This is a genomic window from Rhodococcus sp. P14, assembly GCF_000256505.1.
Classification (GTDB): Bacteria; Actinomycetota; Actinomycetes; order Mycobacteriales; family Mycobacteriaceae; genus Rhodococcus; species Rhodococcus ruber.
This window is the reverse complement of the sequence record NZ_AJFC01000038.1, coordinates 1-11786: the sequence shown is the minus strand read 5'-3', so window position 1 is coordinate 11786 and position 11786 is coordinate 1. Positions and strand designations below refer to the sequence as shown.

Annotated in this window: 10 protein-coding genes; 3 read left to right on the top strand and 7 right to left on the bottom strand. The window is 72.1% G+C overall.

Translation table 11 applies throughout. The annotated features are described in order from the left end of the window. Positions 1 to 22: 22 nt before the first annotated feature. The 5 genes from OEY_RS0102725 to OEY_RS0102705 all read right to left on the bottom strand — a co-directional run bounded on the left by OEY_RS0102725 (position 23) and on the right by OEY_RS0102705 (position 7498). Positions 23 to 3823, bottom strand: a complete 3801-nt coding sequence (locus OEY_RS0102725; RefSeq protein ID WP_010592416.1) for an ABC transporter ATP-binding protein — start codon at positions 3821 to 3823, stop codon at positions 23 to 25. A 161-nt stretch (positions 3824 to 3984) separates the two neighbouring features. After that, on the bottom strand, positions 3985 to 4770 hold the full coding sequence (locus tag OEY_RS0102720; protein ID WP_029539874.1) for an ABC transporter permease: 786 nt from the start codon (positions 4768 to 4770) through the stop codon (positions 3985 to 3987). Then, positions 4767 to 5867, bottom strand: a complete 1101-nt coding sequence (locus tag OEY_RS0102715) for an ABC transporter ATP-binding protein (RefSeq protein WP_010592414.1) — start codon at positions 5865 to 5867, stop codon at positions 4767 to 4769. The genes OEY_RS0102720 and OEY_RS0102715 overlap by 4 nt, the downstream gene beginning before the upstream one ends. Positions 5868 to 5907: 40 nt before the next feature. Next, positions 5908 to 6747, bottom strand: coding sequence for an alpha/beta fold hydrolase (locus tag OEY_RS0102710; RefSeq protein ID WP_010592413.1), 840 nt, complete (start codon positions 6745 to 6747; stop codon positions 5908 to 5910). Between the two features lies 1 nt (position 6748). Next, positions 6749 to 7498 carry a hypothetical protein gene (locus tag OEY_RS0102705; RefSeq protein WP_026137999.1) on the bottom strand — a complete coding sequence of 250 codons (750 nt, stop codon included), beginning with the start codon at positions 7496 to 7498 and terminating at the stop codon, positions 6749 to 6751. A 117-nt stretch (positions 7499 to 7615) separates the two neighbouring features. Between OEY_RS0102705 and OEY_RS0102700 the strand changes: the two genes are divergently transcribed. Together OEY_RS0102700 and OEY_RS0102695 are read left to right on the top strand one after the other, a co-directional pair. Continuing rightward, positions 7616 to 8473: an AraC family transcriptional regulator gene (locus OEY_RS0102700; RefSeq protein WP_010592411.1), complete on the top strand. Its 858-nt coding sequence runs from the start codon at positions 7616 to 7618 to the stop codon at positions 8471 to 8473. Next, complete coding sequence (locus tag OEY_RS0102695; RefSeq protein ID WP_029539873.1) at positions 8470 to 8871, top strand: VOC family protein; 402 nt, start codon at positions 8470 to 8472, stop codon at positions 8869 to 8871. Before OEY_RS0102700 ends, OEY_RS0102695 begins: the two co-directional genes overlap by 4 nt. 7 nt (positions 8872 to 8878) lie before the next feature. Here OEY_RS0102695 and OEY_RS0102690 read toward each other — a convergent pair whose 3' ends face one another. Both OEY_RS0102690 and OEY_RS30230 read right to left on the bottom strand, forming a co-directional pair. Further along, positions 8879 to 9895 carry a glutathione S-transferase family protein gene (locus OEY_RS0102690; protein ID WP_010592409.1) on the bottom strand — a complete coding sequence of 339 codons (1017 nt, stop codon included), beginning with the start codon at positions 9893 to 9895 and terminating at the stop codon, positions 8879 to 8881. Positions 9896 to 9930: 35 nt separating this feature from the next. Then, positions 9931 to 10704: a GNAT family N-acetyltransferase gene (locus tag OEY_RS30230; RefSeq protein ID WP_010592408.1), complete on the bottom strand. Its 774-nt coding sequence runs from the start codon at positions 10702 to 10704 to the stop codon at positions 9931 to 9933. A gap of 95 nt (positions 10705 to 10799) precedes the next feature. On the opposite strand from OEY_RS30230, the gene OEY_RS0102680 reads away from it, so the two are divergent. After that, the coding region (locus OEY_RS0102680) for a DHA2 family efflux MFS transporter permease subunit (RefSeq protein ID WP_237713717.1) at positions 10800 to 11786 on the top strand (987 nt) is incomplete at its 3' end.

The window sequence follows — 11786 nt, the reverse complement described above, 5'->3', positions numbered from 1 at the left end:
AAAGCTCTGCCACGGTCGAGACCTACCTCACAATCTCTGAGTCGACGGGGTCCCCATCGACGACGGTTCTCGACAGCCGATTATTCCCTGCCCGCATTTGGGCCGCATCACAGAGGGTCGTGTACACGCCTCCGGCGTGACGCAGCGCGTCGTGCGATCCGGTCTCCACGATGCGCCCGCCGTCGACCACCACGATCAGGTCGGAGCGGGCCGCGGTCGCCAATCGGTGGGCCACCACCACGGCGGTGCGGCTGCGGGTCACCGACTCGCCCGCCGCGAGCACCGCGCGTTCGGTGCCCGGGTCGAGAGTCGCGGTGGCCTCGTCGAGCAGCAGCAGGTCCGGATCGACGAGTTCGGCCCGGGCCAGCGCGACGAGCTGACGTTGCCCGGCGGACAGGCCTTGCCCCCGCTCGCCGACGGGGTGCAGCATGCCGCCCGGCAGACCGGCGATCATGTCGAGCGCCCCCACTGCGCGGGCCGCCGCCTCGATCGCCGTGCGCTCCGCGTCGGGCCGCCCGTAGGCGATGTTGCTCGCGACGGTGCCGGTGAACAGATGCGCTTCCTGCGGGACGACGCCGAGCCGGGCCCGGTACTCGGGCAGTCGGTAGCCGCGCAGGTCGACGTCGTCCACGCGCACCGAACCGGACGTCGGATCGTAGAACCGGGCCAGCAGTTTGACGATCGTGGACTTGCCGGCCCCCGTGCGTCCGACCAGTGCCACCGTCGAACCGGCCGGTAAGTGCAGGTCCACGCCGGTGAGCGCGTCCGCGTCGGCACCCGCGTAGCGGAACCCGACCTGCTCGAGCCGTACGTCGCCGCGCAGATGTCCCGGGATCGGCACCGTGCCGGTGCCGCCCGTCTCGAGGGAACTCTCGGTCCGCAGCAGGTCACCGATCCGGCGCAGTCCCACCCGGGCCTGCTGATAGCTGTCGAACACCTGCGACAACTGCTGGATGGGACCGAACAACAGACCGAGGTAGAGCACGAATGCGACGAGCACGCCCGCGGTCGTCGCGCCCGACGCCACCTCCCGGGCCCCGACGAACACCACCGCGGCCAGCGCGAGGTCGGACAGCAGCGCGATGAACGGGAAGTACAGCGAGATGGCCCGCTGGGAGCGCATCCGGCTGCGCCGGTACGCATCGGCGCGTTCGGCGAACCGGCGGGCCGCGAATTCCTCGCGGCGGTATGCCTGGGCTGCCCGCAACCCGGTGATGTTCTCCTGGAAGTCCGCATTGACCAGCGAGATGCGTTCACGGGAGACCGAGTAGGCCGTGGACGAGACCCGCCGGAACCACAGTGTCGCCGCGAGCAGCGGCGGCACCACCGCCAGCGCCACCAGCCCCAGGGTGAGGTCGGTGGCCAGCAGGGCGACGGAGATCCCGGCCAGCGTCAGCACGCTCACGACCGCCGTGGACAACCCGGTCTGGATGAACGACGAGAGTGCGTCGACGTCGGTGGTCATCCGGGTCATGATGCGGCCGGACAGTTCCCGCTCGTAGTAGTCCAGCCCCAGCCGCTGCAGGTGCGCATAGCTGCGCACCCGCAACCCGAACAGCACCCGCTCACCGGCACGCGCGGTGAGCACGGTGAGCAGCGCCACTACCAGCCACGCCAGCAGCGCCAGCGCGGCACCCACGGCGGTGGCCGCCCACAACGGGCCGGGTTCGCCCGGCGTGACGCCCCGGTCGACGGCGTAGCGCACGATCGACGGGAACGCGATCGACGTCAGCGACTCGACCGCCAGGCACAACACCACCGCCGCCAGCAGCCACCGCACCGGCCGCAGCGTCCGGGAGAGGCGGAACTCGGGGTCGGGGCGCCGCAGCTGTGCCGTGTCCAGCCCCGGTCGCTCGGTGGCCGGGGGCAACGCCTCGACCGCCCGGCGCAGCGCCGGCGTCGGGGCGACCGACCCGAGGGCGCCGCTCATCGGACCGCCGCCGCGGCCGCCACCGCCCGGGCCCCCCTGCGGTGCGGCCGCCCGCACCACGACCGGATCGGAGCCGGGCGCCGCCTCCGGCCACAACGCGCCGAGGGCGTGCCCGTCGGTGCGCTCCGGCTCGGGCGCCTCGTCCTCGTCGCCAGTGAGCAGGGCCCGGAACAGGGCATTGCGCGTCTCGAGTTCGTGGACCGTTCCGGAGTCGGCCACGCGGCCGCCGTCGAGCACCGCGACCCGGTCGGCGAGGGAGAGCGTGGACCGCCGGTGCGCGAGGATCAGCGTGGTGCGCTTCGGGCGTGCCCGCAGCGCCGCGAAGATCGCGGCCTCCGTCTCCGCGTCCACGGCCGAGGTCGCGTCGTCGAGAATCAGCACCCGAGGATCGAGCAGCAACGCACGGGCCAGCGCGACCCGCTGCCGCTGCCCACCGGAGAGCGTCAGCCCCCGCTCGCCGACCACGGTGTCGTACCCCTCGGGGAGCGCCTCGACGAACTCGTCCGCGCACGCGGCCCGCGCGGCGGCGCGGATCTCCTCGGCGCTCGCCTCGGGCCGGCCGAGCGCGATGTTCGCGGCGATCGTGTCCGAGAACAGGAACGGCTCGTCGAACACCAGGCTCACCGCCTCGCGCAACTGCTCGGCACGCAGGGCCCCGACGTCGATTCGTTCGCCGTCGGCGGCGGTGACGTACACCGTCCCGGACTCGGGGGCATAGAACCGGGGCAGCAGCAGCGACAGCGCGGTCTTGCCGGAGCCGGCGGCGCCGACCACGGCGACGGTCTCGCCCGGCGCCAGTTCGAGATCGAGACCGTCGAGGACGGGCCGGCCGGGCTCGAAGCCGAAGGTCACCGAATCGAGGACCAGCCCGAGCGGTCCCTCCGGCAACGGCACCGGGTGCGGCGGGTCGGCGACGTCGGGTTCGGTGTCGATCACCTCGTACACCCGCTCGACCGCCGCCCGGGAGAGCTGCGCCATGATCACCACCGACGACAGCGTGCGGGTGGTCGCCGTCATCGTCGCCAGGTAGGCGGCGAACGCGAGGAACGTGCCGACGGTGACGGTGCCCTGCAGGGCCAGCCAGCCGCCGAGCGCGATCACGGCGACGAGCCCGAGCTGCGGGATGGCCCCCATCGGGGCGGCGAACGCGGCGTTGATCCGGGCGGCGCGCATGCGCTCGGCGTAGAGGGCGCGACCGTGCTGTTCGAGCTGGTCGACGGCGCGGCCCTCCTGCCCGAACCCCTTGACCACCCGCACCCCGGTGACGGTCTCCTCCACGTGCTGGGCCAGGTCGGCGGCGCGTTGCTGCGCCGACCACGTCGCCGCGAACAGCTTGGGCCGGACGAGGGCCACCACCCCGGCGATCACCGGCACGGTGACGAGGGCGACCAGGGTCAGCAGCGGGGAGAGCACCGCCATGATCACGAGTGCCAGGACGAACTGCAGCAGCGCCCCCGCCGACATGGGGACCATCGCGAGCAGACCCTGGACGAGTTGCAGGTCGGTGATGGAGCGCGACACCACCTGCCCGGTGCGGATCTGGTCCTGGCCGCGTCCGTCGAGCCGCTGCAGAGAGGCGAGCAGACCGAGCCGCAGGTCGTGCTGCACGTCGAGGGAGAGCCGGCCGGCGAGCATCCGCCGGCCGTACTGGCACCCGAACCGCACCACCGCGCCCCCCGCGATCGCCGCCGCCGCCAGACCGATCAGCTGCAGGTCGTGCCCCTCCGGGTGGGTGGCGCTGTCGAGTGCCAGCTTGGTCAGCAGCGGGAAGGTGATGTCGATCAGTGCGGCGACGACGGTGACGGTCAGTGCGCCGAGCGCGACGCGGCGGTGCTGCCAGGCCTCCGCGCCCAGCCGACGGATCCAACCGGGGGAACGCGCGTCGTGTGCCATCGCTTTTCGACATTAGCCCCGGCGGCCGACAGGACGCGGGCCACGGTCACGGCTCTCCACGATCCGCTTCCGTCGAAGCGGATCCACTCGGCCCTTCGGAATCCGCTCCGTGCGCGACCGGCGCGAATTCGCAACGAGCGGACGAATCCGCGCAGAGGGAATCAGACGATGTCGCGGGTACGGGTACGCCACCAGCCGAGGCCGCACAGCAGTACCGTCCAGCCGAGCAACCCCAGCGGCGCCGCCGGCCACGTCACAGCCGGGTCGACCTCCTCGGGCAGGTCGATGGCCGTGAACACCGTGTACCAGGTGAGCTGTCCGGGCAGCAGCCGGGCGAGCGCACCCGCCCCGAGACCGTCGAGGATCAGCGAGACGATCAGCTCCCCGAACGGAACCCAGGCGGTGATCGCCAGGACGCTGCCGGCCGTCGAACCGGTGAGCAGGCCGAGCCCCGCGCCCATGAGGGCCCACAGCATCGCGGCGAACAGGCCGGCGCCGAGGACCGCGGCGACATTGCCCGCCCCCGAGCCGTCGCCGGACGGTCCGCCGCCGAACATCAGGACGGTCAGCACCGACACGGTTTCCACCACCACGCAGTACAACAGGCCGAACGCGACCGCCGTCGTCAGCTTGGCGGCGACGACCCCGTCGCGGCCGCGGGCGGTCAGGAAACTGGTGACGATGGTGCGGTGCTGGAACTCGCTGCCCGTGTTGACCACCCCGAACAGGGCCGCGAACAGGAACACCAGCGCCAGTGCGACCGCGACACCGATCGCGGCGGCGGCGGCTTCGGCGAAGTTCTCGCCGACGAGTCCCTCGAGGGTGGTGAGGATCGGCAGGGTCAGAGCCCCCGAGAACAGGCCCACCACCGCCGGGGCGATCCCGAGGATCCACCAGTAACGCAGGCCCAGGACCTTACGGAACTCGGCCGTCAGCAACGCAGTCAACGGGGTCCTTCCCAACCGGTCGGCGGATGAGGCTGTGGGGAGTGCGGGAACTGCCCCGGGTACGGCGGCTGTTGCGGGGGCTGTGGGAACTGCCCCGGGTACGGGGGCTGTGGAGCCGGCGGTCCCTGCATCCCCCACCCGGGCGCGGCACCCACGTACTGCCCCGCCGTCATCGTCAGGAACACCTGCTCGAGGTCGATGTGCTCGACGCTCGTTCCGAAGACGGTCACGCCGTACGCGGTGGCGAGCTCGGCGACACGCTCGGGTTCCACCCCGACGATCGCGAGCCGCCCGTCGGACTGGACCTGCGCGTCGGTGTGGCCCGATGCGGCGAGAGCCGTCGCCAGGCGGGCGGGATCGGAGACGGCGACGAGGACCCGGGCTCGATGCGCATGCCGCAGATCCGCCGTCGTGCCCTGGTGCACGAGCCTGCCGCGGCTGATGATCACCAGACGGTCGGCCGTCTGCTCGACCTCCCGCAGGATGTGACTCGAGATCAGCACGGTGCCCCCGGAGCGGGCGTAGCCGAGCAGGAAGTCGCGCAACCAGGCCATGCCTTCGGGGTCGAGGCCGTTCGCCGGTTCGTCGAGCACGAGGTAGCGCGGTTCGCCGAGCAGCGCGGTGGCCAGCGCCAGCCGCTGCCGCATGCCGAGGGAGAACTCGCCGATCCGCCGGCGGGTCGCCGCGGCGAGCCCGGTCAGGTCGAGGACGCGCCGCACCTGTGCCGACGGCACGCCGATCGCCGCGGCGTACACCTCGAGATGGGTGCCGGCGGTGTGCTTGGGATGGAAGCTCTGCGCGTCCAGCACCGCACCGACCACCCGTGCCGGGTGCGGCAGCGAGGTGAAGGGCACCCCGTCGACGAGCGCGACACCGGCCGTCGGGCGCACCAGGCCGAGCAGCATCCGCAGGGTCGTCGTCTTCCCGGAACCGTTCGGCCCGAGAAATCCCGTGATCGAACCTGGCGGCACGGAGAACGACAGGTCCGACACCGCGGGTACGTCGCGGAAGTTCTTCCACAGGCCCTGCACGGCGATACCCGCCGCGGGCGCGTACCCGGCGCCGGCGGCCGGCTCCGTCGGGAACGGCGCTGTCATCGACTCCCTCTCTGGTGGGTCCTGCTCGGACCCCGAGAGCCTACGTGCCCGGCGCGGCAGGCCGGGAGAAGGACCGCTCGAGGAACGGCAGCACCAGTTCGAGGAATTCGCTGGGGGAGTCGAGCTGCGGGCAATGCCCGGCGTCCGGAATGATCGCGACCCGCCGTCGGGCGCCAGTATGCACCCGGCCCGCGGCGCGCGCCGGGGTGATCAGATCCCGCTCACCCCACACCAGCAGTGCCGGCACGGACAGGGAGTTCACCATTTCGGGGATGGGCAGCCGGGCCAGTTCGGGGATCACGGCCCGGCCGACGGCCAGCAGGGTCTCGATGCTGCGCCGGCTCGCGTAGTTCGCCGCGAACGCGGTGCGGGTGTCGACGCCCAGCCGGTCCGGACGGTGCAGCGCCGCACGGGCGTAGAGAGTGGCGACGGCGAACTGCACCAGGGCGGGCGGCACGGGCCGGGACAGCGCGCGCGACACCATGTCCAGCGGCAACCGCGCGCCGCTCGACCAGCTGCGCGGGATCCCGGCCATCCCCGGCATGTCGGCGAGCACGACGCCGTCCACCCGGCCCGGATACGTCGATGCGAACGCCAGCGAGGTCACCGCTCCCAGCGAATTGCCGATCAGCGCCACCGGATCCGCGCAGTCGGCGATCACCTCGGCGACGGTGTCGACATAGTGATCCAGCACCGGCGCCCGCCAGTGTCCGGCGCTGCGGCCGAATCCGGGCAGGTCGACGGTCAGGACCCGGTGGCGCTCGGCCAGCGCCGGGACCACCTTGCACCAGGTGCCCCCGTGATCGGAGTATCCGTGCAGGAGAACCACGGTGCGGGTGCCGGATCCGCTCTCGCGCACGAACACCTTGCCCGCGGACATGTCACCAGCCGGTCAGGGGGGAGGACAGCGCCTGCCAGTTCGGATCCCCGTCCGGTCCGGACGCTGCGCCGGTGAGCGGTGGACGCTGCGACGGCCACTGCGCCGGCGGCGGCCCGAACGCGTCCCGGGCGTTCGCGATGACCCGCTTGCCCAGCGCGCGGTTGCCCGCGCCACCGATCGCGGCACCGATGCCGGCGGGCACGAGCTTGCCGAACACCAGGGCGCTGCGCTTGGCGAGGTACTTGCGGACGAAGGTCCGCACGAGCGATTTGTTCACGGACTTCAGCTGGGCACCGGGGATCTTGCCGGTGAGCGCCGACGTCCACGTCTTCGCGGTCGTGCCGGTGGCGCGCTCGACGATCTCCATGCCGGCTTCGCCCAGTGCCACGGCGAGCACGAGGGCGCGGCGCTGCTCGTGCTGGTGCGGTTCGATCCCGTGCACCGATGCCACCGCCAGGGTCAGCAACGCGGCGGCCTCGAGGAAGAACGCGGTCTCGGCGCCGACCGCGGCGATCGACGCGAGTGTGCCGATCCCGGGCACGGTCGCCGCGGCGCCGGCCGCCGTGCCGCTCCCGGTGACTCCGTTGAGGAAGGTCTTCTCCAACCGCCTGATGATCTGCTCGGGAGTCTCGTCGGGATGGGCACGCCGCGTCAGGTCGACGTAGCGTGCCACCGCGGGCGCTTGCAGCCTGCTGCCGTTGTCCAGGAGCGTGACGAGATACTTCTCCACGCGTCCTACCCTGTCGCTCATCGTTCCGTCCTCGATCCTCCCGGCCCTCCCGGGCCTGCATACACCGCCGTGAGTTCCACGGCTGCTCACCCTGTGTACCCCGTGGGCGTGGCGTCAATCCGTGTTTACCCTGGGACCGTGACCGGCATCTCGGACGGTGCCCGGCGGCGGCCCGCCCCGCCGCTGTGCCCCTACGTGCGCAGTTACGACGGGTACCGGCTGACGGGATTCGCCCCCGGTACCCACCTCGGTCTGCCGTCCCCGGACCTGACCGTCGTGCTCACGATCGGTGCCCCTGTCGAACTCGCGCGGGCCGCGGCACCGGGTCAGGGCCCCGGCCGGTTCGGTGCGCTCGCGAGCGGCCTGGCCACCACCGCCGTCACCATCGCCCACGACGGCAACCAGCACGGAATCCAGCTCGCGCTCACCCCGGCGGGAGCCCGGGTGTTGCTGGGGGTGCCCGCCGGTGCACTCGGCGCGTGGGTCGTCGATCTCGAGGACGTGCTCGGCGCCGCCGCCCGGGAACTCGGCGAGCGGATCGCCGCCGCTGCGGGGTGGGAAAGCCGATTCCGGGTCCTCGACGAGGTGCTCGCCCGGCGGCTCGCCGCCGAGCACGGCGAGATCGATCCACACCTGCGTCACGTGTGGCGCAGGCTGCAGGATCCCCGCACCCCCGGTGTGCGGATCGCCGACCTGGCCGACGAGATCGGTTGGAGTCGAAGGTATCTGAACGCACGATTCACCGCCGAGTTCGGGGTGGGGCCCAAGGAGGCGGCGCGGGTGGTCCGGTTCGACCGGTCCCGTCGGCTGCTGCGCCGGCCCGGACCGCACGTGCTCGCCGACGTGGCCGCCCGGTCCGGGTTCTACGATCAGGCCCACCTCGCACGGGAATGGCGCGCGATCGCCGGGGTTCCGCCGTCGCACTGGCTGCGCGACGAGCAGTTCCCAATCGTCCAAGACGGCGACCCGGCTGCCGACGAACACTGGCAACCATGACTACGACAGCACTCACCACACCCGTGTGGCCCTGCCTCTCCTACACCGATGCCCGGGCGGCGATCCGCTTCCTCGTCGACGCGTTCGGCTTCACCGAGAACGCCGTCTACGGCGACGGCGGGCGCGTCGACCACGCCGAGCTGCGCTGGCCGCACGGCGGCGGCGTCATGCTCGGCTCGGCCGGCCGGGGCGGCCCGATCGAGATACCCGCCGGCACCGGCTGCATCTACCTCGTCCTCCCCGACGCCCCCGCGGTCGACGCGCTGCACGCCCGCGCTGTGGCCGCCGGTGCCACGGTCGTCCTCGGCCTGCACGACACCGACTACGGATCGCACGACTTCACGTGCCGGGACCCGCAGGGGGTGTACTGGAGTTTCGGAACGTACGCGGGCGCGTGAGTCGGACTCAGGCCGGCACCGCCTCCTGCGCCCGCGGCGGGGGCGGCGGCGTGCCGTCCCCGAACGGCGTGCCGCCCAGCTCTTCCCGGCCGTGCGGGGTCAGCCATCCGCTCGGGTCGGGGCCCTTCGGCACGATCTGCGTCGGATTGATGTCGGTGTGCACGATGTAGTAGTGCTGCTTGATCTGCCCGAAGTCGATGGTGTCGCCGAAACCGGGCGTCTGGAACAGGTCCCGGGCGTACCCCCACAACGCCGGCATGGACGCCAGCAGATTCCGGTTGCACTTGAAATGCCCGTGGTAGACGGCGTCGAAGCGGGCCAGCGTGGTGAACAGCCGCACGTCCGCCTCGGTGATCGTCTCGCCCACCAGGTACCGACGGGAGCCGAGCCGTTCCTCGAGCCAGTCCAGCCGCGCGAACAGCCGGTCGAAGGCACGGTCGTACGCGCGCTGGGACCCGGCGAACCCGCACCGGTACACGCCGTTGTTGACGTCCTGGTAGACGAGCTCGGCGACCTCGTCGATCTCGTCGCGCAGCGGTTCCGGGTAGAGGTCGGGGGCGCCGTCGCGGTGCAGTGCCGTCCACTCCGTGGCGAAGTCCAGGGTGATCTGCGGGTAGTCGTTGGTGACCACGCGGCCGGTAGGCACGTCGACGACGGCGGGCACCGTGATCCCCCGGGAGTACTCGGGGTCCCGCGCGAAGTACGCGTCCTGCAACCGCGGGATCTGCAGCACCGGATCGACCCCGCCCGGGTCCAGATCGAACGTCCAGCTGCGCTCGTCGTGCGTGGGGCCGCACAACCCCAGCGACAGCGCGTCCTCGAGCCCCAGCAGCCGCCGCACGATGAGCGCGCGGTTCGCCCACGGGCAGGCGCGGGCCGCGATCAGCCGGTACCGGCCGGCCTCCACCGGGTACCCGTCGCGCCCGTCGGCTGTGATGCGCGTGGTGATGTAGTGCGTGTCACGGCTGTACTCGGCGCCGGGCGTGATGTACCCGTCCCCGTCGCCTCCCGAGTGCTCGTTCACTGGGCTCCCCTCACTCGTTACGTTCCTGCGGCTCGTTACGTTCCTGCGGCGGCCGGTACTGCCACCGAGATGTGGGTTCCCAGTTCGGTGTACCCCAACACCGCGGCCAGGCCACGGCCCGCGGTGTTGTCGCGCCGGGCCCGCCACTGGGGGACGAGTCCGGCGTCGAGCGCATCGTGCGTCGCCAGGGTCGCGACGGTCGCCGCCAGGCCGATCCGGCGGTGCTCCGGCACGGTCAGCGCCGTCACGTCCGCCAGGATCGACTGCACTTCGGTGTACACCGCACCCGACAGCGGCCGGTGGTCGTCGTCGAGCAGCACGAACGACGACGCCTCCCCGGTCACGTTCTCGAGCCCCGCCTCGGTCACGTTCTCGAGGCCCGCCTCGGTCACTATCTCGAGGCCCGCCTCGGTCACGATCTCGAGGCCCGCCTCGGTCGCGTCGTCGGGTGGGCAGCGCCGCAACAGCTCCGCCAGGTCGTCGACCTCGTGGGAGATCAGCGGATCGCGGACCCGTGTCGCGTCGACCCAGTCGGCGCAGTAGCTCAGCGCGTGGCTGCGCACCGCGTGCCCGCGCGTCAGCTCGAGCAGCGCCGACGCGTCCAGCTCCGCGTCGGGCACCGTCGCGACGGCGTCGACCACCCAGCCCGGGCCCACCACCGCGCTGACGTCGCCGAGTCGTAGCACCCGGACCAGGGCGGATGCGTCGTCCACCCGCGTCACCCGGCCCGGGGTGGCGAGCGCTGCGTCGTCGAGCCCGAGTTCGCGGCACCAGGCCAGCCGCACGATGTCCAGGAGATGTCCGTCCACGGCGCTACCGTAGACGCCTACGAGCGGAGGGCGTGCGGGTGGAGACCGAGACAAGTCCGTGGCCGGCGCTGTGGGCGCTGTGCCTCGGGTTCTTCATGATCCTGGTGGACAGCACCATCGTGGCGGTCGCCAACCCGGCGATCATGCGGGCGCTCGACACCGACATCAACAACGTCGTGTGGGTCACCAGCGCCTACCTGCTGGCGTACGCGGTGCCGCTGTTGGTCACCGGCCGCCTCGGGGACCGGTTCGGCCCGAAGCGGGTCTACCTGGCGGGGCTGGTGGTGTTCACCGCGGCGTCGCTGTGGTGCGGGTTGTCCGGCACCGTCGCCGCCCTCGTCGTCGCCCGGGTCTTCCAGGGCCTCGGCGCGGCGCTGATGACCCCCCAGACCATGGCGATCATCACCCGCACCTTCCCGCCGGACCGGCGGGGCACCGCCATGGGACTGTGGGGCGCGGTGGCCGGTGTGGCCACCCTCGTGGGTCCGCTGGCCGGCGGTGTCCTCGTCGACCACCTCGGCTGGGAGTGGATCTTCTTCGTCAACGTGCCGGTCGGGATCGTCGGGTTCGTCCTGGCGGCGCGCCTGGTCCCGGCGCTGCCCACCCATCCGCACCGGTTCGACCTCCTCGGCGTGCTGCTCAGCGGCGCGGGCATGTTCTGCCTCGTGTTCGGTATCCAGGAGGGCAACTCCTACGACTGGTCCACGCCCGTGTGGGTGCTGATCGCCGCCGGAGTGGCGCTGCTGGCGGTGTTCGTGTGGTACCAGTCCCGCGGGCGCGGAGAGCCGCTCGTCCCGCTCGGCTTGTTCCGCGACCGCAACTTCTCGCTGGCCAACATCGGCATCGCCGCGATGGGCTTCTCGGTCACCGCGATGGTCCTGCCGTTGATGTTCTACGCCCAGGGCGTGCGCGGCTGGACACCCACGGAGTCGGCGCTGCTGATGGCCCCGATGGCGGTCCTGACCGGCGTGCTCGCCCCGATGGTCGGCCGGCTCGTGGACCGGACCCATCCGCGCTACATCGCCGGCACCGGCTTCGCGCTGCTCGCGGTGGCGCTGGCGTGGCTGGCGGCACTGATGACA

Bases quoted from the DNA above. Each gene is read 5' to 3' on its own strand.
- OEY_RS0102725 (WP_010592416.1), bottom strand. From the start codon at position 3,823: ATGGCACACGACGCGCGTTCCCCCGGTTGGATCCGTCGGCTGGGCGCG.
- OEY_RS0102715 (WP_010592414.1), bottom strand. From the start codon at position 5,867: ATGACAGCGCCGTTCCCGACGGAGCCGGCCGCCGGCGCCGGGTACGCG.
- OEY_RS0102710 (WP_010592413.1), bottom strand. From the start codon at position 6,747: ATGTCCGCGGGCAAGGTGTTCGTGCGCGAGAGCGGATCCGGCACCCGC.
- OEY_RS0102705 (WP_026137999.1), bottom strand. From the start codon at position 7,498: ATGAGCGACAGGGTAGGACGCGTGGAGAAGTATCTCGTCACGCTCCTG.
- OEY_RS0102695 (WP_029539873.1), top strand. From the start codon at position 8,470: ATGACTACGACAGCACTCACCACACCCGTGTGGCCCTGCCTCTCCTAC.